Origin of the sequence: Polaribacter sp. (assembly GCF_965660385.1) — a bacterium.
GTDB lineage: Bacteria > Bacteroidota > Bacteroidia > Flavobacteriales > Flavobacteriaceae > Polaribacter.
In genome coordinates, this window is record NZ_CBFHZT010000024.1 from 1 (window position 1) to 24635 (window position 24635).

A 24635-nucleotide genomic window follows, 5' to 3' on the forward strand; every position below is an offset into this window, starting at 1 on the left:
CTACTTATCGTGGAATGCCAAGGTAAAGGTTCATCAATATCATAGCCTATAAAATAGAGAATGTCTAAACGCATTGCACTATGCCCAATCAGTTGACGATCACTGATGATATTTTCTAAATAACCTACTAAACATAATTTGAAAAATACGATGGGATCTATACTAGATTGACCACTTGAACCATAATAGTTTTTGGTCTCTGAATACAGAAATTCTAAATGAAGTACTTCTTTTAAGCGTCTGTAAAAATTGTTCTTGGGAACATGCTCACTCAACTGGAAATTATTGAACAGCTTTTCTTGATATTTCTTCTTGCCTTGCATTACTAAATATACAAAATTTCTGTATCTTTAACAAGTTGTGCAACAGGCACATTGTATAAAAATAATAGCGGTTTAATCGCTAAAACGAAAGTAATTAAATATAAAAAAGGTCTGTGTTTAACCGAAAAGTTAGTGCGTAAAAACCCGCTACTATTCTTATACTAGACCGTTAGTAGTTAGTAGTAAAAACTATGAGAATACTTTTAATAATTTTATGTTTTTGTTTTTCTCTGTTTTCTTTTTCACAAGAAGATAAATTAAGTAGTGCTGCTTTAGAATTAACAAAAGATGAGGTAGTTTACGACCCAAGCTATTTTGCAATTGCTTACCCAAATGGAGATGTACCCCAAGGTAAAGGTGTTTGCACTGATGTTATTATCAGAGCTTATCGAAAAATCGGAATCGATTTGCAAAAAGAAGTGCATTTAGATATGAAACAAAACTTTAATCTTTATCCCAAAATTTGGGGATTAAAAAAAACTGATAAAAACATAGACCACAGAAGAGTACCAAATTTAATGACTTTTTTATCTCGAAAAGGATTAGTTAAACCAATTTCGAAGAACCCAAAAGATTATATTCCTGGTGATATTGTATGCTGGAGTTTAGGTGGAGCAATTACTCACACAGGAATTGTGGTCAACAAAAAATCGAAAGACAATTCTCGTTATTTAATTGTGCATAACATTGGTGCTGGGCAAGTTATAGATAATTGCTTGTTTTCTTTTAAAATTATAGGGCATTATCGTTATAAGAATATATAATATATCATTTAAATAATTCATGTGAAAATTTATAAAGAAAATGCTATTTTTTGCGTCTTTAATGTTTTAAAATTGATATACTCAAAAATATAGTAGTCCATAAAACAACTAAATAGTAATTTAATGACTAATATCACTTTTAGTCTTTTTTTTATGCCTTATTTTTGCATTGAACAATCAACAAAATACATATAATGAGTAAAGCAATCTATGTTACAACCATAGAATCTAATAGTGGAAAATCTTTGGTTTCTTTAGGTTTATTAAGAATGATGTTAACTAGATCTCCTAAAGTAGGATATTTTAGACCTATTATCAATAAAGGTATAAATGACGCATTCGATAATCACACCAATACTGCTATTAGCTTTTTTAATTTAGAAACTGATCACGATGAATGTTTTGCCTATCACCAATATGAAGTAGTAGAATTATTGAGTGAAGGTAAAGAAGATGAAATTATACATACCATCATCAAAAAATATAAAGAACTTGAAAAAAAGTTTGATTATGTTCTTGTAGAAGGTACCGATTTTTCTGGTGAAGGTGGTTTTACAGAAGTTGATGTAAACTTAATGATTGCTAAAAACCTTGGTATTCCTGTTTTAATTGTTGGGGCTGGAAATGGTAAAAAGAAGAAAGATTTTATAAATACCATGCAAATTACCTACAATTCTTTTGTGAACAAAGAGGTAGATGTTGTTGGAGTAATTGCCAATAAAATTGAAATTGATGAAGTTGGCTTTATCAAACAAGAGTTAAATAAAGTTTTTCCTAAGAAAGTTTCAATAGATATCATTCCAAATATTAACTTTTTAGCCTACCCTACTGTAAAAGAAGTAGTTGACGCTTTAGATAGCAACATTTTATTTGGGGAGCAATTTATAGATAATGCCATAGGTAGCTATAGTATTGGTGCTATGCAACTTAGAAATTACCTTACAAGAATACGAGAAAATGCACTTGTGGTTACCCCTGGAGATAGAGCAGATATTATTTTAGGAGCATTACAAGCAAACGCTTCTAGTAACTACCCTAAAATTGCAGGTATAATTTTAACGGGTAGCTTATTGCCTGAAGATTCAATTATTAAGCTAATTGAAGGTGTGCAATCTACAATTCCAATAATTTCAGTAAGTGGAGGAACTTTTAGTATTTCTAATAAAATTGGTGCTGTACAACCAAAGATTTATGCATCTAACAAACGAAAAATTTTATTAGCATTAGATACTTTTGACAATTATGTAAATGTTGAACGTTTAACAAACATTCTATCTACATTTAAATCTGATCGATTAACGCCAAGTATGTTTCAATATAATTTGCTGCAAAAGGCAAGACAAGACAGAAAACATATTGTTTTACCAGAAGGAAACGACGAACGAATTCTTACAGCTGCTGCAAGATTACAATTGCTGAATATTGTAGATTTAACCCTTTTGGGAGATAAAAATACCATACAATTAAAATGCGATCAAATTGGTATACAGATTGATTTAGAGAAAATCAATATTTTAAATCCTGAAGATTCTATTTATAATGATGATTTTTCGAAAACATTATATGAAGCTCGTAAACATAAAGGTATGACAGAAACCACTGCTGTAGATTTAGTACGCGATGTTTCTTATTTTGGTACGCTTATGATTCATAATGGCTTAGCAGACGGAATGGTTTCTGGAGCAGTACACACCACCATGCACACCATAAAACCATCTTTACAAATTATAAAAACAAAACCTGGTGTATCAGTTGTTTCTTCTGTATTTTTTATGTGTTTATCAGATAGGGTTTCAGTTATGGGAGACTGTGCTGTTAACCCAAACCCTAATGCTGCACAACTGGCAGAAATCGCAATTTCTTCTGCACAATCTGCAGAAGCATTTGGTATTGATGCAAAAGTAGCCATGCTATCTTACTCCTCTGGAAGCTCAGGAAAAGGAGAAGAAGTAGAAAAAGTAAGAAAAGCAACAGAAATTGTGAAGTCTAAAAAACCTAATTTAAAAATTGAAGGTCCAATACAATACGATGCTGCTGTAGATATGTCTGTGGCGAAAACAAAAATGCCAGATTCAAAAGTAGCAGGACAGGCTTCTGTATTAATTTTTCCAGATTTAAATACAGGAAACAATACTTACAAAGCTATTCAAAGAGAAACAGGAGCATTGGCTATTGGCCCAATGTTACAAGGTTTAAACAAACCTGTAAACGATTTAAGTAGAGGCTGTACTGTAGATGATATTTTTAATACTGTTTTATTAACCGCTATTCAAGCAAACCAAGAATAAGATGAATATTTTAGTTTTAAATGCAGGGTCATCATCCTTAAAATACCAATTGATAGAGATGCCCTCTCAAACCCTAAAATGTGTGGGGCTTGTAGAAAGAATCGGAATGGATGATGCTATATTTACCCATGAAAAAGGTGAAGAAGAATTTTCTGAAACCTTACCAATTTTAAATCATGAAATTGGATTGAGAAAAATTGCTGAGACCTTGATGGATGATAAAATTGGTGTTATCAATTCTGTTGATGAAATAGAAGCTGTAGGACATCGAGTGGTTCATGGAGGAAATAAGTTTAGTAAAACAGTTGTAGTTACCACACAAGTTAAAGATAGTATTCGAGAATTATTTGATTTAGCACCTTTGCACAATCCACCAAATTTAACAGGTATAGAAATTGCAGAAACTATTTTTACTGCTGCAAAACAAATTGCAATATTCGATACTGCTTTTCATCAAACAATGCCAAAAAAAGCCTATCAATTTGCTATTCCTAACGAGTATTTAAATCAACATCATATAAGAGCTTATGGTTTTCATGGAACAAGTCATAAATATGTTTCTGAAAAAGCTATTGAGAAATTAAACAAAAAAGATTCTAAAATTATTTCCATACACTTAGGCAATGGCTGTAGTATGGCTGCAATAAAAGACGGAAAAACCATTGATACCTCTATGGGAATGGGACCAATGAATGGTCTTATTATGGGAACACGCTCTGGAGATATTGACCCTTCTGTGATTTTCTTTTTGATGAAAAAATTCAACAAAAGTGCAGAAGAAGTAAATAAACTTCTACAAAAAGAATCTGGAATGTTAGGTTTAACTGGTCATTCTGATTTAAGAGAAATCTCTGAAAAAGCAACTGAAGGTGATGAGAATTGTAAAAATGCTTTAGAATTGGCTGCATATAGAATTCAAAAATTTATTGGTTCTTTTGTAGCTGCATTAAATGGTTTAGATGCCATTATTTTTACAGCAGGTATTGGAGAAAACTCAGCTTTAATGCGAAAATTAGCTTGTGAAAATTTAGATTTTTTAGGGATTGATTTAGATTCAGAAAAAAATGCTATTCGTTCTAAAAACATAAGAGAAATACAAAAAGAAAATGGCAAAGTAAAAATATTTGTGATACCTACTAATGAGGAAGTTGAAATTGCAAAACAATCTTATCAACTTTTAAAATAAAAAGTATTTCTGGATATTGTTATCATCCAGAAATACTAAAAGTTGGGGGAATAAATTTTAACCACTAAATTAGAAATTTGATTTAGTTTTTCAAATACCTACAAATAGGTATTATTCAATAAAAATCCATTAATCAAAAAATTGCAAAAGAACTTGCTAATTTCTACATTTGTGAGCATTTAAAAAATCAACAGAAATGGGTAGAGCATTTGAGTTTAGAAAAGCTAGAAAAATGAAGCGTTGGTCAGCAATGGCAAAAACTTTTACCAGAATTGGTAAAGACATTGTTATGGCAGTAAAAGAAGGAGGTCCAAATCCTGACACCAATTCTCGTTTGCGTGCTGTAATTCAAAATGCTAAGGCAGCTAATATGCCAAAAGATAATATTGAGCGTGCCATAAAAAAAGCGTCTGACAAAGATACTGCAAACTATAAGGAAGTATTATTTGAAGGATATGCTCCTCATGGAATTGCCATTTTATTAGAAACTGCAACTGATAACAATAACCGAACTGTAGCCAATGTTAGAGCTGCTTTTAATAAATGTGATGGAAATTTAGGAACTTCTGGTTCTGTTGTTTTTATGTTCGACCACACATGTAATTTTACAGTTAGCAAAGAAAATATTGATGATTTAGAAGAGTTAGAATTAGAACTTATAGATTTTGAAGTAGAAGAAGTTTTTGATGATGAAGAAGGGGTAATTATTTATGCTCCTTTTGAGCAATTTGGTTCATTACAAACCTATTTTGAAGAAAATAATATAGAGATTCTTTCTTCTGGATTTGAAAGAATACCTACTACTACCACCAAAGTAACTGAAGCACAAAAAGAAGACGTAAATAAATTATTAGAACGTTTAGAAGAAGATGATGATGTACAGAACGTATATCATTCTATGGAAGAATAAAGGTTGTTTTTTAGAAATTTAAAGTTTTTTAGGGTAATTCAAAATAACGAATTACCCTTTTATGTTTTTGGTGTATAATTTCTAAAATAAGCGCTGCTGACTATCATCATCCGTATTTTTCTTTTTCTTTTGTATTGCCTTTTTTAATAATGCATTCTTTTTATCTTCTTTACTTTCTCCTTCTAATGTTACTGATTTGTCTGAAATAGGTACATCAATTGGTAAACTATCTGTTACCACTTTTTCTTCTACCACCTCAACATTTTCAACTTTTTCTGGTTCAGGCTCTTCATAAGGCAAAGATTCTAGCAAATTAACATTCTTAATTTTCTCAGTCGTTAATTGATTTCCCAGTGCTTTAATACCTTTAACAGCAATAAACTCTTCAAAGTTTACAGTTTCATTTTCTAAACTACGTTTAGAAAACTGTATTTCTGCAATAGGTCTATAATCTGTAGCCACAATTTCTAATCGACTCTTAGGATGTTCTGAAATAAAATCTTCTTCTTTTTCAGGCGTTTCAATCAAAAAGCGTTTTACATAGTACTTTGCTTTTTCACCATCAAAATAAATAGCAGAAATCGGTTTGTTTGGGTTCCATTTTTCTAGCACAATCATATCATCTTCAAAATGCATTGCCAAATCTGGTTTTACAGCTTTTGCTTTTCCACTTTGTGTAATGATTAATAATTTATCTTCTGCTCTAAATTCGCCCAATAATTCGCCTCTATTATCTACATTTAAACGTTGTACAGCATCATCAAACCAAATTTTACGTGGTTTTAAAGTGGAAACACCAGCTTCTTTAAATTCAACTTTTTTAATGGCATATTTGGTAATGGTATTTCCTCGAACTCCACGACCTTTAACTGCTAAATCAGCAAAATCAATATCCCATTTTAGTTTTTTAACAGAACCAACATTTCTTAAGTTAATAGTTACTACCTCTGCTTCGCCATTAGGATTTGCTGTAAAATAATGAACAATAGAACCTTTTTTACCATTGGCTAAATCGTATTCTTTATCTCTGGTTACAGAAGTTACATTAAAACGCTTCATGTAACTTGGTCCACTTTTGCCATCTCTGTACATCATATTATACACTGTACGTTTGTCTTTCTTTTTAAAGACAGCTACATGAATAATATCTTTACCTACAAAAGTTTTGGCATCTACTTTGGTTACCATCATTCCACCATCTTTTCTAAAGATAATAATATCATCAATATCTGAACAATCTGTAACAAATTCGTCTCTTTTTAGAGAAGTTCCAATAAAGCCTTCTGCCCTATTTACATAGAGTTTTGCATTGTTCATAGCAACTTTAGAGGCAACAATATCATCAAAAATTCGAATTTCTGTTTTACGCTCTTTTCCTTTGCCGTATTTTTCTTTTAGGTTTTTAAAATAATCGATAGCAAACTCAATTAGGTTCTCTAAATGATTTTTAACCACCGCAATTTTATCCTCTAAACTTTCTATAAACTGTTTGGCTTTGTCAATATCAAATTTTGATATTTTCTTGATACGAATTTCTGTTAAACGCACAATATCTTCTTCTGTAACAGCACGTTTTAAATGTTTTATATGTGGTTGTAAACCTTTGTCAATAGCAACAATTACACCTTCCCAAGTTTCTTCTTCTTCTATATCTCTATAAATTCTGTTTTCTATAAAAATACGCTCTAAAGAAGAAAAATGCCATTGCTCTTCCAACTCATTTAATTGAATTTCTAATTCCTTTTTTAACAACTCAACAGTTAAATCTGTAGAATGTTTTAAAAGTTCTGATACGCCTAAAAAAACAGGTTTATTATCCTCAATAGTACAGCATAAAGGTGAAATAGAGGTTTCGCAATTTGTAAATGCATACAAAGCATCTATACTTTTGTCTGGAGAAACATTGGGTGGCAAATGCACCAAAATTTCTACTTCTGCAGCTGTATTATCTTCAATCTTTTTTATTTTAATTTTACCTTTATCATTGGCTTTTAAAATACTGTCTATTAAAGATTGTGTTGTGGTAGAAAACGGAATTTCATTAATCACCAAGGTCTTTTTATCTAGCTGAGAAATTTTTGCACGAATCCGTACTTTTCCACCACGTTTTCCATCATTATAGTTGGTAAAATCTGCAATTCCACCTGTTAAAAAGTCAGGTACAATTTTAAAACTTCTTCCTTTTAAATATTTGATAGAAGCATCGATCAATTCTATAAAATTGTGTGGTAATATTTTAGTTGATAAACCTACAGCGATTCCTTCTGCACCTTGCGCCAGTAATAATGGAAACTTTACAGGTAAATCAATCGGTTCTTTTCTACGACCATCGTAAGACAATTTCCACTCCGTTGTTTTCGGATTAAAAACTACATCCAAAGCAAATTTAGACAAACGTGCTTCAATATATCTAGATGCTGCAGCTCTATCTCCTGTTAAGATGTTACCCCAGTTTCCTTGCATGTCAATCAGCAATTCTTTCTGACCAATTTGCACCATAGCATCTGCAATAGAAGCATCTCCATGAGGGTGATATTGCATCGTATGCCCAACAATATTGGCTACTTTGTTGTAACGCCCATCATCTAAATCTTTCATAGAATGCATAATTCTACGCTGCACAGGTTTTAAACCATCTTCTAAAGAGGGCACTGCTCTTTCTAAAATTACATAACTAGCATAATCTAAAAACCACTCTTTGTACATACCTGTAACTTTGGTAATGGTTTCTTCTTGAGATGAGTCTAATTGTTCCCCCTCATTTGTTAATTCTTCTTCGTGTTCGTTTTCGTTTATTTCTTCACTCATAAAAAACGTTAAATCGTTTAATTGTGTATTTTTTATCTGGGCGTTACCTAAAGGTCGGGCTTTACGTTACAATCTTTTTACTTGTGCTGCATTTATTTCAGCATCTGCTCCTTAAACTAAAAGATACTGAGCCAAGTTCAGTTTGTAAAAAGGATTTCCTCTTCAATCCCTAACGCAAGCTTACTTGCTAACTTATAGTTTTATTCCTAAACTTTTTTATTACCAATTTTTATTTTTTTATCTCTAGACCTCACAGGTTTTGAAAACCTGTGAGGTCTATTTACTTTGATAACACACCTATTTTTCAGCATTAATAGCCAATCAAAGTCCTTTCCTTTGGAAAGGATTTAGGAAAGACTCTCTTCTTCTACGTAATCTAATTCAACTTTTAAATTATTGATGATAAATTTTTGTCTATCAGGAGTATTTTTTCCCATATAAAACTCCAACATTTGTTCAATAGACATTTCTTTGTCTAACATAACAGGGTCTAAACGAATATCATCACCTATAAAATGTACAAATTCATTAGGTGAGATTTCACCTAAACCTTTAAATCGAGTAATTTCTGGCTTTCCTCTTAATTTATTAATTGCATTTTGCTTTTCCTCGTCAGAATAACAATAAATAGTTTCTTTTTTATTTCGAACTCTAAACAAAGGGGTTTCTAAAATATATAAATGCCCTTCTTTGATTAATTCTGGAAAAAATTGCAAAAAGAATGTAATTAACAATAATCTAATATGCATTCCATCAACATCAGCATCAGTTGCAATTACAATATTATTGTAGCGTAAATCTTCTAAGCCATCTTCTATATTAAGAGCAGCTTGTAATAGGTTAAATTCTTCATTTTCGTACACAATTTTCTTACTCAATCCATATGAATTTAAAGGTTTCCCTTTTAAACTAAAAACGGCTTGTGTATTTACATTTCTAGATTTTGTAATCGAACCAGAAGCAGAATCTCCCTCTGTAATAAACAAAGTAGTATCTAAATAACTTTCTTTTTTAGTATCTCCTAAATGAATTCTACAATCCCGTAGTTTTTTATTGTGTAAACTTGCTTTTTTTGCTCTATCTCTCGCTAATTTACGTATTCCTGATAATTCTTTCCGCTCTTTTTCTGCTTGTAATATTTTTCTTTGCAGTTTGTCTGCAACATCCGAATTTCTATGTAAAAAATTATCCAATTTTGTTTTTACAAAATCGTTGATATAAGTTCTAACCGTTGGTAAATCTCCTCCCATATCTGTAGAACCTAATTTGGTTTTTGTCTGACTTTCAAAAACGGGTTCCATTACTTTAATAGCGATAGCTGCAATAACAGATTTACGAACATCGGAAGCTTCAAAACTCTTACCAAAAAAATCACGAATGGTTTTTACAATGGCTTCTCGAAATGCAGATTGATGTGTACCTCCTTGTGTGGTATGTTGTCCATTTACAAACGAATAATATTCTTCTGAATATTGAGTTTTACTATGGGTTATAGCAACTTCAATATCATCTCCTTTTAAATGGATAATAGGATATAACATATCTTCTGTATTGTTATTATCCTCTAACAAATCTTTTAAACCATTTTTAGAAAAGAATTTTTCTCCATTAAAAATGATGGTTAAACCTGGATTTAAATACACATAATTCTTAAGCATTTTTGCCACATATTCATTTCTGAATTTGTAGTTTTTAAAAATACTATCGTCTGGAACAAAAGAAACTTTAGTACCCTTTCTACGAGAAGTTTCTTCTAAAAACTCTTCGTTTTCTAAATTTCCTTGACTAAATTCTGCAGATGCTGATTTTCCTTCTCGTGAAGATTCTACTCTAAAAAAAGATGATAAAGCGTTCACAGCTTTTGTACCCACTCCATTTAAACCTACAGATTTTTTAAAGGCTTTGGAGTCGTATTTACCACCAGTATTCATTTTAGAAACTACATCAACTACTTTACCTAAAGGAATTCCTCGTCCATAATCACGTACGGTAACTTTGTTACCTTGAATGGAAATTTCAATGGTTTTCCCAGCGCCCATTACATATTCATCAATAGAGTTATCTAACACTTCTTTGACTAAAATGTAAATTCCGTCGTCAGCTGAAGAACCATCACCTAATTTTCCTATATACATTCCAGGACGCATTCTAATGTGTTCTTTCCAGTCTAATGATCTAATATTATCTTCTGTATATTTTGTTTGTTGACTCATAAAAAATCCTTACTGTGATTAGGTTTGAAGCTATTGCAATATAACATTAAACTTACTAAAAAGAAATGGCATTTTACGATAGTTATTAACAGGATTTCAACGGTTTTTTATAGCACAGCAATTACATCATACCAACCTTAATGAACCTAAAAGACTTGATGTTTTTAGAAAACAAAACAACATGAGAAGTAATTATTTACAGAAATAAATTCAGTATTTAAAACAAAAAAAAACAATATGTTATATTTTTAAACATATCGTAAATAAATGAACAAATAGATTACTTTTGAACTCAGTAATTAAATCAAAATAAATTGGAAAGAACACAGCTTTTAGAATTAGCAAACAAATACGGAAGTCCTTTATATGTTTACGATACAGACAAAATTGCATCACAATATAACAGGCTAACAAGTGCTTTTAGTAACGTTAAAAATTTAAAACTAAACTATGCAGTTAAAGCATTATCGAACATCAATATTTTAAAATTTTTTAAAAATTTAGGTGCTGGTTTAGATACAGTTTCTCATCAAGAAGTGCAGTTGGGATTAACAACAGGTATTGATCCTAAAAATATCATATTTACACCAAATGGAGTCTCTTTACAAGAAATTGAAGAAGTGGCTAATTTGGGAGTGCAAATTAATATTGACAACCTATCGATTTTAGAACAATTTGGGCAAAAACATCCTGATATTCCTGTTTGTGTTCGTATCAATCCGCATATTATGGCAGGTGGAAATTCTAAGATTTCTGTAGGTCATATCGACTCTAAATTCGGAATTTCGATTCACCAAGTACCACATATTAAGCGTGTTGTAGAAAACACAGGTATGAATATTAACGGAATTCATATGCACACGGGTTCTGATATTTTAGATATTGACACCTTTTTACGTGCAACTGAAATTTTGTTTGATGTTGCTAAACAGTTTAAAAACATTGATTTTATAGACTTTGGAAGCGGATTTAAAGTGCCATATAAAGAAGGAGATATTTCTACTGATATTGAACAGCTGGGTGTACAACTATCTGAAAGATTCAATGAGTTTTGTGCAGAATATGGTAAAGATATCACTTTAATGTTTGAACCTGGAAAATTCTTGGTTTCTGAAGCAGGAGTTTTCTTAGCAAAAGTAAATGTGGTAAAACAAACAACATCAACAGTTTTTGCTCATGTAGATTCTGGTTTTAATCATTTAGTAAGACCAATGATGTACGATTCTTATCATAGAATTACTAATATTTCTAACCCTGAAGGACGTGATCGTTATTACTCTGTTGTGGGTTATATTTGTGAAACAGATACATTTGGCTCTAATAGAAGAATTTCTGAAATTTCTGAAGAAGATATTTTGTGTTTCCATAATGCTGGGGCATATTGTTATTCGATGGCTTCTAATTACAATTCTCGTTATTTACCTGCAGAAGTTATGTTGGTTGACGGACAAGATTATTTAATTAGAAAAAGGCAAACAATTCAAGATATTTTGCACAATCAAGAAGTGATTGAATTACCAATTAAAGCTACAAAAAAAGAGAAAGCTACTGCTTAAAAAAGCAATATAAAAAAACATTAAATCCACTAAAAATGTATTATTTTTAGTGGATTTTTTCTTTACATTTACAAATAAATTAACACATTATAACAAATGAAAGTATTAGGTATTGGTAGTAACTATGTAACTGATTTAAACGATATAGAAGAAAAAAAGAAAGGCAAAAAATTCATTTTTTCTAAACCAGAAACAGCATTGGCTGTAAACTGTGATGTGGCATACCCACACAAAATTACAAACGAACTCATTTATGAAGTAGAGTTGGTTATAAAAATAGGAAAAACAGGAAAAAACATCGCGAAAGAAGATGCAAATTCTTATATATCTGAAATTGGTGTTGGAATTGATTATACAGCTAAAGATATTTTTAATAAAGCTAGAGAAAACAACCATCCTTGGGAATTTGCCAAAGGTTTTGATGGTGCAGCACCAATTTCAAGTTTCAAGTCCATAACAAACTACCCTAATTTAGCAAACATCAACTTCAGTTTACATATTAATGGTGAAGAAAAACAAAAAAGTAACACTGCTTATATGATTCATGACTTTGCAGATATTATTTGTTTTATTTCTGAATATATGACCTTAAAACCTGGTGATTTAATTTTTACAGGTACACCTGCTGTAGGAAAAGGAGAAATTTTTAAAAATGATCATTTACAATGTTTTATTGAAGATGAATTATTCCTTGATTTTAAAATGATTTAAGTCGTGAATATTAGACTTTCTACTTTAACTGATGTTCCAAGAATACTAGAAATTATAGACGATGCAAAAGCGTTATTAAAATCTTTACATATAGATCAATGGCAAAATGGCTATCCAAATGCTGAACAGGTAGAAAATGATATTAAAAATGGAGAAAGTTATGTAATTGTGAATGATAAAAATGCAATTATGGCAACTACCATGTTTACTACAAGACCAGAACCAACTTATAAAAAAGTGATTGATGGCAATTGGATTATAGATGAAACTTTACCTTATGGCGTTATTCATAGATTAGCCATGGCTAAAGAATTTCGTGGTTTGGGTATTGCAAAATTTGTTTTCGAGGAATTGCATCAAAAACTAAAGGAACAAGATATCAAAAGTTTAAAAATTGACACCCATGAACAAAATTTGGGTATGCAATCTTTAATTAAAAAAATGGGCTATCAGTATTGTGGAATTATTTACACCAGTTACAATGCAAAACGTTTGGCTTTTGAGAAAATTATTTCCTAAAATTAATTGATGTCACTTCGAGTGATTTTCTGATGAAAGAAGAAAATAGTATCGAGAAGTTTTCTTACATAAAAGCAAAATAAAACTATATTTACAACCTCATAAATTCATTTTTATGAGGTTTCTTTTTTTAAAAAAATTAATTCAAAATGCAAATTCATCAATACATCATTCAACAAACTCAGATTTCAGAAAAATCTATAAAAAACACACTTTCTTTATTAAATGATGACGCTACTATTCCTTTTATAGCAAGATATAGAAAAGAAATGACTGGAAATTTAGATGAAATTCAAATTGGTGAAATTGTAAAATTTAAAGAACTTTTTGAAGGATTAGAAAAGCGTAAAAAAGCAATTTTAAAAGCGTTAGAAGAACAAGATGTTCTTACGCAAGAATTGACTTCTAAAATCAATAATACAAAAGACATTACCACTTTAGAAGATTTGTATTTACCCTTTAAAAAGAAGCGAAAAACCAAAGCAAAAACTGCGCGTTTGCAAGGTTTAGAACCGTTGGCAAAAATGATAATGAGTCAACGTGTAAATGATTTGGAATACACCGCTTCAAAATACACATCTAAAGATATTGAAACTATTGAAGATGCATTAGAAGGTGCTCGTTTTATTATTGCTGAATGGATTAATGAACGAACAGATATCAGGAATAATATTCGTTATCAATTAGAACGTTTTGCTCAAATTTCCTCCAAAGTGGTTAGCACAAAAAAAGATGAGGAAAAAGCACAAAAATTTAAAGACTATTTTGATTGGAGTGAATCTTTAAATCGAATTCCATCTCACAGATTATTAGCCATTTTACGTGCAGAAAAAGAAGGTTTTATTCGTGTAAAACTCCAGATTGATACTGAAAGAGCACTCCAAAAAATGGAAGATCGAATCATTCGTTCTAACAACGAATGTGTAGATCAAATTCAATTGGCTATTCAAGATGCATTTAAACGTTTGTTGTTTCCTTCACTTTCTAATGAAGCAATTTCAAAAGCTAAAGAAAAAGCAGATGATGAAGCCATTCAAGTTTTCTCAAAAAACTTAAAACAATTATTATTAGGAGCTCCTTTAGGCGAAAAAAGAGTTTTGGCTATAGATCCTGGTTTTAGATCTGGTTGTAAAATTGTATTTTTAAATGCACAAGGTGAACTAAAACACAACGAAACTGTGTTTCCACATGCGCCTCAAAATCAATCTTTTGATGCGATTAAAAAAATTAGTTCTTTGGCGGAAGCACATAAAATTGAAGCTATTGCTATTGGAAATGGAACAGCCTCTAGAGAAACCGAGCAATTAATACAGAAAATTCAGTTTAAAAATGCCATTGATGTTTTTGTGGTAAGTGAAGCTGGAGCGTCTATTTATTCTGCCTCTAAAATTGCTAGAGACGAGTTTCCAAATTATGACGTTACAGTTCGTGGAGCAGTTTCTATTGGTAGACGCTTGCAAGATCCTTTAGCTGAATTAGTAAAAATTGACGCCAAATCAATTGGTGTTGGGCAATATCAGCATGATGTAGATCAAACCAAACTCAAAAAATCATTAGATACCACTGTTGAAAATTGTGTAAATACGGTTGGTGTAAACATCAATACTGCAAGTGAATCTTTATTAAGTTATGTTTCTGGAATTGGCCCAAAACTAGCAGAAAACATTGTGAATTACAGAAATGAAAATGGTTCTTTTTCTTCAAGAACTGAAATTAAAAAAGTACCACGTTTAGGTGGCAAAGCTTTTGAACAAGCTGCTGGTTTTTTACGAGTTAAAAACGGAAAAAATCCTTTAGACGATTCTAGTGTACATCCTGAAAGTTATGCTATTGTTGATAAAATTGCCCAAGATTTAAAAATGAAAGTCGCGGATTTGATAAGCAATAAAGAAATCTTGCAAAAAATAAATATAAGAGATTACCTTACTGAAACTGTGGGTTTACCAACATTAGAAGATATCATCAAAGAATTAGAAAAACCAGGAGTTGACCCAAGAGCAAGAGCAAAAGTATTTTCTTTTGATAAAAATATTAAAACAATTTCAGATTTAAGAATTGGGCAATTGTTACCAGGAATTGTGAATAACATCACCAATTTTGGCTGTTTTGTAGATATTGGTATTAAAGAAAGTGGACTCATTCATGTTTCCAATTTATCAGATACTTTTGTAAAAGATGTGAATACCATTGTGTCTTTGCAACAACAAATTGTAGTAAAAGTATTAGAGGTTGATGTGGTAAGAAAACGTATTCAATTGGCTTTGATTAAATAAAATAATAATTTCGTATTATTAGCATAAAATTTAAAGAAATGGGAAAGAAATTAACTGTTTACATGATTGATGGAACTGCTTATGGACCTAGATTAAGTGAAATTGGAAATTGGGTAGGTAAAGCAATTTATAGTCCTAGGTCATCAATAAACAAAATAATTGATAGAAATGAGTTTGATAATCCTGGTGTTTATTGTTTAAAAGGAGACCCAACTGATGATGCTTTTGATGAAAAAATTTATATTGGTGAAGCTGAAAATATAAAAGCAAGATTAAAACAACATTTAAGTGATCCAAATAAAGATTTTATGGAATTAATATTTTTTGTTAGTAAAGATGAACTACTAACAAAAACACAAATAAGATATTTAGAATCAAGATTAGTGCAAATTGCAATTGAGGCTAAAACAGCACAAATAGATAACGGAAACTCTCCTAGCCTCCCAACTTTACACGAAGCAGATATTTCTGATATGGAATATTTTCTAGAGCAGATTAAATTAATTTTACCTGTTATGGGATTTAAATTTTTAATTTCATCAACAGTAAGTGAAAGTGATAAAAATATTATTTCTGATAACAAATCAATCCATGAAATTTATTTGATTAAAACTAAAACTTTCAAAGCAACAATGAAAGAAACAGATCAAGGTTATATAGTTTCTAAAGGAAGTGAAGCCAAAAAAGTACTATCTAAATCTTGTACTGAAACTTATAGAAATATGAGAAGAAAACTTCTTGAAACAGGAATCCTTAAAGAAAAATTAGATATTCTTATTTTTTAGAGGACACCATTTTTAATAGTCCTAGTGCTGCTTCAAATATGGTGTTAGGCAGAAATTCAAATGGTTTTACAGAATGGATAACTAAAAAAGGATTGACTTTTAAAGAAGTTCAAGAAAAATTAAATAATTAATTGTTGATTATTCAATTACATAAAATTAAAAGAAATAAATAGATTTAATTAATTTCTTATCTTTATAAAAAAGAAAAAAATGAACATTCAAAAGAAAAAATTAGCGTTAATAAATGAAATTTTGGCAATTGAAAAACCAGATATTCTTTTAGAATTAAAAAAGGTATTAGAAACATTTAGTTTTAACGCTGAAGAAGTAAATGAAAAAAGTTTAGATTATGACAATCTAAAATCTTCTCAAGAAAATAGAAAATTAACATTTATAAATGATTTTATCAATTTAGAAAATAAAGAAACAATAGCTAAACTTGAAAAAACACTCTTTGAAAATAATGATTTTTGGAATGCATTGAGTACTTCTGAAAAAGAAGAAATAAATTTGGGAATAAAACAGTTAGATGAAGGAAAAAGACATTCTTACGAATCTGTTTTAAAAGAAATTTCCTGATGAATATTTATTTTTCTGAAATCGCAAAATTTAGATTTAAGAAGCTAACAAATTATTTATTAGAAAACTGGAGTTTACAAGTTAAAAATGAATTTCTTAAAAAATTTGATCTTAAAATTTCACAAATAAAAATGCATCCTTATAGTTGTATAGAATCTTCTGAATTTAAAGGACTTTATAAATGTGTTGTTACAAAACAAACAACTTTATTCTATCGTGTTTCAGAACAACTTAAAGAGATAGAAATAATTACCATTTTCGACACCAGACAAAATCCCAATAAGTTACAAAAGGATATATAAAACTTCTCAAATATTTTCTTACTTTCGATTCCGCGAAAAACATAAATGAAAGTCTGTATAGCCGAAAAACCATCTGTAGCAAGAGAAATTGCTAACATTCTAGGAGCCAAAACAAAACGTGATGGTTTCTACGAAGGCAATGGCTATGCTGTAACCTATACTTTTGGGCATTTATGTACACTTTTAGAGCCTAAAGATTACAAACCACATTGGAAAAGTTGGGATTTGAACAATTTACCCATGTTACCAGAACGTTTTGACACCAAGGTTACTGGCGATTCTGGCATCAAAAAACAGTTTAATATTGTAAAATCTTTATTTGATAAAGCTGAAACTGTAATTAATTGTGGGGATGCAGGAACAGAAGGAGAATTGATTCAAAGATGGGTCATCAATCAATGTAATTACAAAGGAAAAGTACAACGTTTGTGGATTTCTTCTTTAACGGAAGAAGCGATTAAAGAAGGCTTTGAAAATTTAGAATCCTCAGAAAAATACGACAATCTCTATTATGCAGGATATTCTAGAGCTATTGGAGATTGGTTGTTAGGTTTAAACGCAACTCGTTTATACACTGTTAAATTTGGTGGTTACAAACAAGTATTGTCTGTGGGTAGAGTACAAACTCCTACCCTAGCCATGTTGGTGAATCGTTATTTTGAAATCCAAAATTTTAAACCACAACCTTATTGGGAATTACAAACAACCTACAGAGATACACTTTTTAATTACGAAGATGGACGTTTCCTAAAAAAGAAAGATGGTCAAATTTTAGCGGATAAAGTCGCGCAATCTGAGTTTGAAATTGTTTCCGTAAAAAAGAAAAAAGGGAAAGAATATGCTCCTAAACTGTTCGATTTAACAGGCTTACAAGTCTATTGCAACAATAAATTCGGCTTTTCTGCAGATGAAACTTTAAAAATGGTTCAGAAGTTGTATGAGATGAAAGTGGTAACCTATCCAAGAGTTGATACTACATTTTTACCCAATGATTTGTACCCAAAAGTGCACGGAATTTTATCTAAATTAACCAATTATAGTGAACTCACGCAACCGCTCTTAGGCAAGAAAATTAAGAAAACTAAGCGTGTTTTTGATGATAAAAAAGTAACCGATCACCATGCCATAATTCCAACAGGAATTCAAGGAAATTTACAATACAATCAACAACAAGTGTATGACATTATTACCAAACGTTTTATTGCTGTTTTTTATCCAGATGCTGATGTTTCTAATACTTCTGTTTTAGGAAAAGCTGCAGAAGTTCCTTTTAAAACAACGGGTAAAGAAATTATTAACAAAGGTTGGAAAGTTGTTTTTGAGGCTAAAAAAGATAAAAATGAGATTTCTCCACAAGGTCGAAATGACAATAACAATTCTAATGTCATTTCGAGCGCAGTCGAGAAATCTCAAAATAATAAAGACGGATTACCTTCTTTTATTAAAGGTGAAAAAGGAAAACACGAGCCTTCTTTTTTAGAAAAAGAAACCAAACCACCAAGAAATTATACTGAAGCTTCTCTTTTACGCGCCATGGAAACTGCTGGTAAACAAGTAGATGATGATGAAATGCGTGAATTGATGAAAGAAAACGGAATTGGAAGACCCTCTACAAGAGCAAGTATTATTGAAACTTTATTTAGAAGAAAATACATTGAGCGTAAAAAGAAATTGGTTTTACCAACTCAAACAGGTATTGACTTAATCAATATTATTGATAATGAATTATTAAAATCTGCTGAACTCACAGGACGTTGGGAAAAACGTTTAAAAGAAATTGAACGTGGCGAATTTAACGCAGGAACATTCATCAATAACATGAAAAAAATGGTGGATGAATTGGTGTATGAAGTGCGTTCTAACACTTCTAAAAAAAGAATTTCGTTTAACTCTGATGTCATTTCGAGTGAAGCAAAGCGAAATCGAGAAATCTCTTCAGATCAAAAGATTTCTCCACAAGGTCGAAATGACAAAAAGAAGTCTAAAACAGTTGTAGGCAAAACTTGCCCAAAATGTAAAAAAGGGAAATTATTAAAAGGATCATCTGCTTTTGGTTGTTCTGAATACAAAAACAACTGCGATTTAAAAATTCCTTTTGAAATTTACGGTAAAAAGATTTCTGAAAACCAAATCATTAGATTGATAGACAAAGGCTGCACCACCAATTTAAAAGGATTTACTTTAAATAATACAAAAACAGAAGGTTTAATTCGTTTTGAGGATGATTTTAGTCTAAAATTAGAACCAAAAGTCATTACTAACAAAGTGAAGCAATCTGAAAATAATAAAGAGATTGCTTCGTCAAATACTAGCAATGACAATTCTAATGTCACTTCGAGCGCAGTAGAGAAGTCTCAAAATAAAATAACTTGCCCAAAATGTAAAAAAGGAACCATTTTAAAAGGAAAAACAGCTTATGGTTGTTCTGATTATAAAAAGGGTTGCGATTTTGTTTTTACATTTGAAAACATCAAAAAAATTGCCAACGGAAAACCTTTGACCAAAGCATTGGTTTTAGAGATTATTTATCAATAATTTATTACATTTTAGTTTAATTGTTATACTGATAATAATTACAAATCTTTTGTTATTCTCTAATTTTTGATTTAGTTTTAGCCAAAACTAATTATAAAGAATGAATTTTACAAACCCTTTGGTTTATGGTGTACCTTGCTTTTTAGGTTTAATTTTATTAGAATTAACCTACAGTAAACATCACAAAAAAGAAGAAAACAAAAAAATATACAAATGGAAAGATTTATTGGCTAGCCTTTCCATGGGAATTGGCTCCACAATTTTAGCGCCACTTACAAAAACAATAGCTGCTATTGTTTTATTTAATGTAGTATATGATTTTTTTAACCCAATTGTAGATGGTGTTCGAACCAATATTATGGGATATGAGTCATTTGGTTACGCATGGTATATTTGGATAATTTGTCAGGTACTAGACGATTTTAGTTATTATTGGTTTCATAGGCAAAATCATAATATCCGTTTGCTATGGGCTGCTCATATTGTACACCATTCTTCCTCAAATTTCAATTTAGGTACAGCTGTAAGAAATGGATGGTTTACGATATTATACAAACCTTTTTTTTATATGTGGATTCCTGCAATTGGTTTTCCTCCAGAAATGCTAGTAGTTTGCTTAGGTATTGAAGCTTTGTGGCAATTTCAATTACATTCTGTATTTATCCCTAAATTGGGTTTTATAGAAAAATTTATGAACACGCACACTATGCATCAAGTGCATCATGCACAAAATTTTGAGTATATGGATAAAAACCATGGTGGATTTTTAAATATTTTTGACAGAATGTTTGGTACTTGGAAAGAATTGGATGAAAATATCGATATCAAATACGGAGTTACGCATCCACCTAATTCCTATAATCCGTTAATTATATTAACTCACGAATACAAAGATATTTGGAACGATATGAAAAAGTCTAAAAACTGGTACCATAAATTTATGTACGTTTTTGGTGCTCCTGGTTGGAGTCATGATGGAAGTTCTTTAACCATAAAACAACAACGCAAAAAATTATTAGAATCTTAATTACTTATTGCTTTAAAAAGCATTTAGAAGTTAGTCAATCAATCATATTTTTTAGATAAAATTTTTCAACTTTTTCTCTAGCCCAAGGTGTAGTTCTTAAAAATTTTAAGGATGATTTATACGTTGGATTTTTCTTAAAAGCATTGATATTTAAAGAATATCCTAATTCTTCCCAGCCATATTCTAGATATAATTCTTCTAACATTGTAGCTAGTTTTATACCATGTAATGGGTTGTTGGGCTGTTCTTTACTCATTTATATAGTTTTTGATATTTCTACTATTTCATCAGAACTCAATATAACTTGCTCGTTAGTTGTGTTTGCCAAAACCTGCATACAAGTCGCTATTTTTTCGGGATGAATCATTTTATACTTTTTTAAATTTCCAATCATAAAAGGATTTAAAAAACGCATAACAACTTTTCCTATCCTTTCTCCTAAACGATTCTCTTCACGATTTCCTCCAATTAAAGAAGGTCTTAAAATATAAGTGTTTTTAATGTTTTGTTGCAAAACATCTCGTTCCATTTCGCCTTTAGTTTTATTATAAAAAATGGTGCTATTAGCATCTGCTCCCATTGAAGACATCACTACAAACGTATCAATTTTATGTTGTTTTGCGATTTTTGCTGCACTTACAGGAATTCCATAATCTATTGATTTATAAAGCTTTTTATCTTTTGTTTTAGCTGCTGTAGTACCTATACAACAAAAGACCTCATCTGCTATGAAGTCTTTTGAATGGTTTTCCAATTGCAAAACATCTATAAGATGTTCTTCTATTTTATCTGAAGAAATATGAACTGAATTTCTTGAAAACAATTTAATTTTAGAATATCTATTATCTCTTATTAGCTTTTGTAATAAAATGCCACCTGTTAAACCTGTAGCTCCTAAAATAATAGCAGTTTTACTCATTATTTGTCTAAATCTGGTAAAATAAATTCGTCTAAAATCGATTTTTTAGCCATCATTTTTTCAATCTCATCTGATTTTCTTGGAGATTCTCCAGAAAGATTAACAGGTGCTCCATCAGTAACTAAAATATCATCTTCAATTCTTACTGCAATTCCCCACCATTTTTTATCACAAGGACTCCCTTCTGGAATATAAATACCTGGCTCCATAGTTACTACCATATTTTTCTCGAAATTACCATAATTTCCAGGATCGTGAACATCTAAACCAATATGATGTGAAGTTCCGTGAGGAAAATAGTTATGTCTTTCATCAACCGATTTTATTATCCCAAGCTTAAACAAACCTTCATTGATAATTTTTCGTGCAGCCTGATTTGGAGCTTGCATATTTGTACCAATAGTATACAGAGCAATACCAGCTTCTTGCGCTTCATAAACCAAATCATAAATTGCTTTTTGCTCAGCAGTAAATTTTCCGCTTGCAGGAATTGTTCTAGTAACATCTGCAGTGTATCCTCTATATTCAGCCCCTAAATCCATTAAAACCAAATCGTTACCCACTTTTGTTTTATTATTTTCTATGTAATGTAGAATACAACCATTATTTCCTGCTCCTACAATTGATGGATAACCTTCATATTCTGCTCCGTATTTTTTATACACAAATTCATGAATACCTTGCAATTCGGTTTCAGACATATGAGGTTTCATGGCTTTCATCACTTCATTTTGTCCAACAGCAGAAATACGAACAGCTTTCGTTAACAACTTTAATTCTGCTTCAGTTTTTACCTCACGCATTGTTGCTAAATTTGATGATAAAAATGTTAAGTTAATATTTGTTTTAGGCTTTAAAGCTAAAGAAATTTTTTGTTGAATTTCCTTTTTCAATTCAGCTGTTTCTGCAGATTTATATTTATTCAATAATTCATCATTTTTAATTTCTGATGAACGATCAGCCAATCTATCAATAATGCTAATTACGTTAGCACTGCTCTCAATAGGCGTTGCAGCAACGTTGTTATAGACATATTCTTTCATTCTTGATAAAAAAATAGAAGGATCATAACCCGCTTTTTGCTTAAAACTTTTTACCAAATCAAAAATATCTGCACCACCCAAATCCCTATAATCGTCATTAAACTTTTCAATATAAACGTTATCAAAATTTTTAAAATTTAATTCATCAGTTAAAAATTCATTGGCGTTTTTAGATATATCAAAACCTAATTAGCTTTTTGATCCTTCTACACCTAAACGTTTTCCATTCCATTGTTCTGCTCTCGGATCTCTTTTTTGCACATACAAAATCTCATCATAGGTATTACCATCTGCATCTGTTTGCTCATCAGAAAATAAAACTAACACTCCATTTGGTTCTCTATATCCTGTTAGGTAATAAAAATTAGGATCTTGATGAAAAACATAATCTACATCATTAGCTCTATTTCTTAGTGGATTTGCAAAAACCACAGCAACTGAATTTGCTGGCATTTTAGCACGTAATGCTTCTCTCCTTTCTTTATGAAAGTCCGCAGGTAAATAATCTGTTGGTGTTTGCGTAAAAGTAGGTACTGAAATACTTAAAAATAAAATGGATAAAATTTTAAAAATCTTCATTGAAATGGATTTAAAGGTTGTATTTTCAAATGTAACATTAATATTTTTTTTGAATCCAAATATTAACAAAATATTAGTGGTTGTTAATTGTGAATTTTTCAATAATTTAGCCCAAATTTAAAGAAATCTACAAATGAAAAATATAGCATTACACAAAATTCATGTAAATTTAGGTGCAAAAATGGTTCCTTTTGCAGGTTATAATATGCCTGTTTCTTATGAAGGTGTTACCACAGAACATTTAACAGTAAGAAATGGAGTTGGTGTTTTTGATGTAAGCCACATGGGAGAATTTTTAGTATCTGGTGAAAATGCTTTAGCGCTAATTCAAAAAGTTACATCAAATGACGCTTCTAAATTAGCCATTGGTGATGCTCAATATAGTTGTTTTCCTAATGAAGATATGGGAATTGTAGACGACTTAATTTGCTACAGAATAAAAGAAAATACGTATTTATTAGTCGTAAATGCGTCTAATATTGAAAAAGATTGGAATTGGATTTCGAAATATAACCAGGAATTTGGAGCGGATTTACGAGATTTATCAGACGATTATTCCTTATTAGCCATTCAAGGACCTAAAGCTGTTGAAGCGATGCAATCTTTATCGTCTTTAGATTTGGCTGCCATTCCGTTTTATAAATTTAAAGTTGGTGATTTTGCGGGTATTGAACACGTAATTATCTCTGCAACTGGGTATACAGGTTCTGGCGGATTTGAAATTTATTGTAAAAATGATGAAGTGGAACACATTTGGAACAAAGTTTTTGAAGCTGGTGCTAATTTTGACATCAAACCAATAGGGTTAGCTGCAAGAGATACTTTACGCTTAGAAATGGGGTATTGTTTGTATGGCAATGATATTAATGATACTACTTCACCAATTGAAGCTGGTTTAGGATGGATTACAAAATTTACCAAAGAATTTGTAAATCATAAGGCATTAGCAAAACAAAAAGAAGCGAAACCTGAAAGACGTTTAGTTGCCTTTGAACTCAATGAAAGAGGAATTCCAAGGCAGGGTTATAATATTGTTGATGTTGATGAAAATGTTATAGGTAATGTAACTTCTGGAACCATGAGCCCAAGTTTAGGCAAAGGAATTGGTTTAGGTTATGTACCTAGAGAAATGACCAAAACTGGATCAGAAATTTATATACAGGTTCGTAAAAAAGCAATTCCTGCAACTGTTGTAAAATTGCCTTTTTATAAAGGATAAAAAATTCATCTTATTACATTATAAATAAAACCTTGCACTTTGCAAGGTTTTATAATTTTAAAAAAACTATTTTCGTTACCTAAAATTTTTCGATAA

At 30.7% G+C, this 24635-nt stretch carries 20 protein-coding genes and 1 pseudogene; 15 read left to right on the plus strand and 6 right to left on the minus strand.

Annotated elements, in window-relative coordinates; all coding sequences use genetic code 11:
- Positions 1-323: transposase (locus ACTG3V_RS08890; RefSeq protein ID WP_439131811.1), on the minus strand; the 323-nt coding region annotated here is incomplete at its 3' end.
- A gap of 191 nt (positions 324-514) precedes the next feature.
- On the opposite strand from ACTG3V_RS08890, the gene ACTG3V_RS08895 reads away from it, so the two are divergent.
- The 4 genes from ACTG3V_RS08895 to ACTG3V_RS08910 all read left to right on the plus strand — a co-directional run bounded on the left by ACTG3V_RS08895 (position 515) and on the right by ACTG3V_RS08910 (position 5471).
- Positions 515-1087, plus strand: coding sequence for a DUF1287 domain-containing protein (locus tag ACTG3V_RS08895; protein ID WP_439131812.1), 573 nt, complete (start codon positions 515-517; stop codon positions 1085-1087).
- Positions 1088-1281: 194 nt separating this feature from the next.
- Entirely contained in the window at positions 1282-3375 is a 2094-nt protein-coding gene (gene pta, locus ACTG3V_RS08900; protein WP_439131813.1) for a phosphate acetyltransferase, read from the plus strand.
- A gap of 1 nt (position 3376) precedes the next feature.
- Positions 3377-4561: an acetate/propionate family kinase gene (locus ACTG3V_RS08905; RefSeq protein WP_439131814.1), complete on the plus strand. Its 1185-nt coding sequence runs from the start codon at positions 3377-3379 to the stop codon at positions 4559-4561.
- A 196-nt stretch (positions 4562-4757) separates the two neighbouring features.
- Positions 4758-5471 carry a YebC/PmpR family DNA-binding transcriptional regulator gene (locus tag ACTG3V_RS08910; RefSeq protein ID WP_439131815.1) on the plus strand — a complete coding sequence of 238 codons (714 nt, stop codon included), beginning with the start codon at positions 4758-4760 and terminating at the stop codon, positions 5469-5471.
- An 81-nt stretch (positions 5472-5552) separates the two neighbouring features.
- Here the strand turns inward: ACTG3V_RS08910 and ACTG3V_RS08915 are convergent, their stop codons facing one another.
- Positions 5553-8279: a DNA gyrase/topoisomerase IV subunit A gene (locus ACTG3V_RS08915; RefSeq protein WP_439131816.1), complete on the minus strand. Its 2727-nt coding sequence runs from the start codon at positions 8277-8279 to the stop codon at positions 5553-5555.
- Positions 8280-8626: 347 nt separating this feature from the next.
- Positions 8627-10492, minus strand: a complete 1866-nt coding sequence (locus ACTG3V_RS08920; protein ID WP_439131817.1) for a DNA topoisomerase IV subunit B — start codon at positions 10490-10492, stop codon at positions 8627-8629.
- Between the two features lie 314 nt (positions 10493-10806).
- Between ACTG3V_RS08920 and lysA the strand changes: the two genes are divergently transcribed.
- The 10 genes from lysA (at position 10807) to ACTG3V_RS08970 (ending at position 20779) form a co-directional block, all read left to right on the plus strand.
- Positions 10807-12048: a diaminopimelate decarboxylase gene (lysA, locus tag ACTG3V_RS08925; protein ID WP_439131818.1), complete on the plus strand. Its 1242-nt coding sequence runs from the start codon at positions 10807-10809 to the stop codon at positions 12046-12048.
- 96 nt (positions 12049-12144) lie between these two features.
- Entirely contained in the window at positions 12145-12759 is a 615-nt protein-coding gene (locus tag ACTG3V_RS08930) for a fumarylacetoacetate hydrolase family protein (RefSeq protein ID WP_439131819.1), read from the plus strand.
- A gap of 3 nt (positions 12760-12762) precedes the next feature.
- The gene (locus ACTG3V_RS08935) at positions 12763-13278 is read left to right on the plus strand and encodes a GNAT family N-acetyltransferase (protein WP_439131820.1); all 516 of its coding nucleotides are present in this window, start codon (positions 12763-12765) and stop codon (positions 13276-13278) included.
- Positions 13279-13427: 149 nt separating this feature from the next.
- Positions 13428-15551, plus strand: a complete 2124-nt coding sequence (locus ACTG3V_RS08940) for a Tex family protein (RefSeq protein ID WP_439131821.1) — start codon at positions 13428-13430, stop codon at positions 15549-15551.
- A 38-nt stretch (positions 15552-15589) separates the two neighbouring features.
- Positions 15590-16336 (plus strand): GIY-YIG nuclease family protein, encoded by a 747-nt coding sequence (locus ACTG3V_RS08945; RefSeq protein WP_439131822.1) that lies wholly within the window; start codon positions 15590-15592, stop codon positions 16334-16336.
- Between the two features lie 38 nt (positions 16337-16374).
- Complete coding sequence (locus ACTG3V_RS08950; RefSeq protein ID WP_439131823.1) at positions 16375-16467, plus strand: hypothetical protein; 93 nt, start codon at positions 16375-16377, stop codon at positions 16465-16467.
- Positions 16468-16546: 79 nt separating this feature from the next.
- Complete coding sequence (locus ACTG3V_RS08955; RefSeq protein ID WP_439131824.1) at positions 16547-16915, plus strand: hypothetical protein; 369 nt, start codon at positions 16547-16549, stop codon at positions 16913-16915.
- On the plus strand, positions 16915-17217 hold the full coding sequence (locus tag ACTG3V_RS08960; RefSeq protein ID WP_439131825.1) for a type II toxin-antitoxin system RelE/ParE family toxin: 303 nt from the start codon (positions 16915-16917) through the stop codon (positions 17215-17217). The genes ACTG3V_RS08955 and ACTG3V_RS08960 overlap by 1 nt, the downstream gene beginning before the upstream one ends.
- Positions 17218-17262: 45 nt before the next feature.
- On the plus strand, positions 17263-19752 hold the full coding sequence (locus ACTG3V_RS08965; protein WP_439131826.1) for a DNA topoisomerase 3: 2490 nt from the start codon (positions 17263-17265) through the stop codon (positions 19750-19752).
- 100 nt (positions 19753-19852) lie between these two features.
- Positions 19853-20779, plus strand: a complete 927-nt coding sequence (locus tag ACTG3V_RS08970) for a sterol desaturase family protein (protein ID WP_439131827.1) — start codon at positions 19853-19855, stop codon at positions 20777-20779.
- Positions 20780-20813: 34 nt separating this feature from the next.
- Here ACTG3V_RS08970 and ACTG3V_RS08975 read toward each other — a convergent pair whose 3' ends face one another.
- From ACTG3V_RS08975 to ACTG3V_RS08985, 3 genes and pseudogenes are all read right to left on the minus strand, one after another.
- Positions 20814-21035, minus strand: a complete 222-nt coding sequence (locus tag ACTG3V_RS08975) for a VF530 family DNA-binding protein (protein WP_439131828.1) — start codon at positions 21033-21035, stop codon at positions 20814-20816.
- Positions 21036-21698: an NAD(P)H-binding protein gene (locus ACTG3V_RS08980; protein ID WP_439131829.1), complete on the minus strand. Its 663-nt coding sequence runs from the start codon at positions 21696-21698 to the stop codon at positions 21036-21038. It lies immediately after the preceding gene.
- Positions 21698-23320 (minus strand): annotated as a pseudogene (locus ACTG3V_RS08985) (aminopeptidase P N-terminal domain-containing protein). Before ACTG3V_RS08985 ends, ACTG3V_RS08980 begins: the two are co-directional and overlap by 1 nt.
- Before the next feature lie 133 nt (positions 23321-23453).
- On the opposite strand from ACTG3V_RS08985, the gene gcvT reads away from it, so the two are divergent.
- On the plus strand, positions 23454-24539 hold the full coding sequence (gene gcvT / locus ACTG3V_RS08990) for a glycine cleavage system aminomethyltransferase GcvT (protein ID WP_439131830.1): 1086 nt from the start codon (positions 23454-23456) through the stop codon (positions 24537-24539).
- Positions 24540-24635: the final 96 nt, after the last annotated feature.

Excerpts from the sequence above, each read along its gene's own strand:
- ACTG3V_RS08970 (WP_439131827.1), top strand. The coding sequence starts at position 19,853 with ATGAATTTTACAAACCCTTTGGTTTATGGTGTACCTTGCTTTTTAGGT.
- ACTG3V_RS08975 (WP_439131828.1), bottom strand. The coding sequence starts at position 21,035 with ATGAGTAAAGAACAGCCCAACAACCCATTACATGGTATAAAACTAGCT.
- ACTG3V_RS08955 (WP_439131824.1), top strand. The coding sequence starts at position 16,547 with ATGAACATTCAAAAGAAAAAATTAGCGTTAATAAATGAAATTTTGGCA.
- ACTG3V_RS08940 (WP_439131821.1), top strand. The coding sequence starts at position 13,428 with ATGCAAATTCATCAATACATCATTCAACAAACTCAGATTTCAGAAAAA.
- gcvT (WP_439131830.1), top strand. The coding sequence starts at position 23,454 with ATGAAAAATATAGCATTACACAAAATTCATGTAAATTTAGGTGCAAAA.
- ACTG3V_RS08965 (WP_439131826.1), top strand. The coding sequence starts at position 17,263 with ATGAAAGTCTGTATAGCCGAAAAACCATCTGTAGCAAGAGAAATTGCT.
- ACTG3V_RS08895 (WP_439131812.1), top strand. The coding sequence starts at position 515 with ATGAGAATACTTTTAATAATTTTATGTTTTTGTTTTTCTCTGTTTTCT.
- pta (WP_439131813.1), top strand. The coding sequence starts at position 1,282 with ATGAGTAAAGCAATCTATGTTACAACCATAGAATCTAATAGTGGAAAA.
- ACTG3V_RS08910 (WP_439131815.1), top strand. The coding sequence starts at position 4,758 with ATGGGTAGAGCATTTGAGTTTAGAAAAGCTAGAAAAATGAAGCGTTGG.
- ACTG3V_RS08920 (WP_439131817.1), bottom strand. The coding sequence starts at position 10,492 with ATGAGTCAACAAACAAAATATACAGAAGATAATATTAGATCATTAGAC.
- ACTG3V_RS08930 (WP_439131819.1), top strand. The coding sequence starts at position 12,145 with ATGAAAGTATTAGGTATTGGTAGTAACTATGTAACTGATTTAAACGAT.
- ACTG3V_RS08905 (WP_439131814.1), top strand. The coding sequence starts at position 3,377 with ATGAATATTTTAGTTTTAAATGCAGGGTCATCATCCTTAAAATACCAA.
- ACTG3V_RS08915 (WP_439131816.1), bottom strand. The coding sequence starts at position 8,279 with ATGAGTGAAGAAATAAACGAAAACGAACACGAAGAAGAATTAACAAAT.
- ACTG3V_RS08960 (WP_439131825.1), top strand. The coding sequence starts at position 16,915 with ATGAATATTTATTTTTCTGAAATCGCAAAATTTAGATTTAAGAAGCTA.
- ACTG3V_RS08950 (WP_439131823.1), top strand. The coding sequence starts at position 16,375 with ATGGTGTTAGGCAGAAATTCAAATGGTTTTACAGAATGGATAACTAAA.
- ACTG3V_RS08945 (WP_439131822.1), top strand. The coding sequence starts at position 15,590 with ATGGGAAAGAAATTAACTGTTTACATGATTGATGGAACTGCTTATGGA.
- ACTG3V_RS08980 (WP_439131829.1), bottom strand. The coding sequence starts at position 21,698 with ATGAGTAAAACTGCTATTATTTTAGGAGCTACAGGTTTAACAGGTGGC.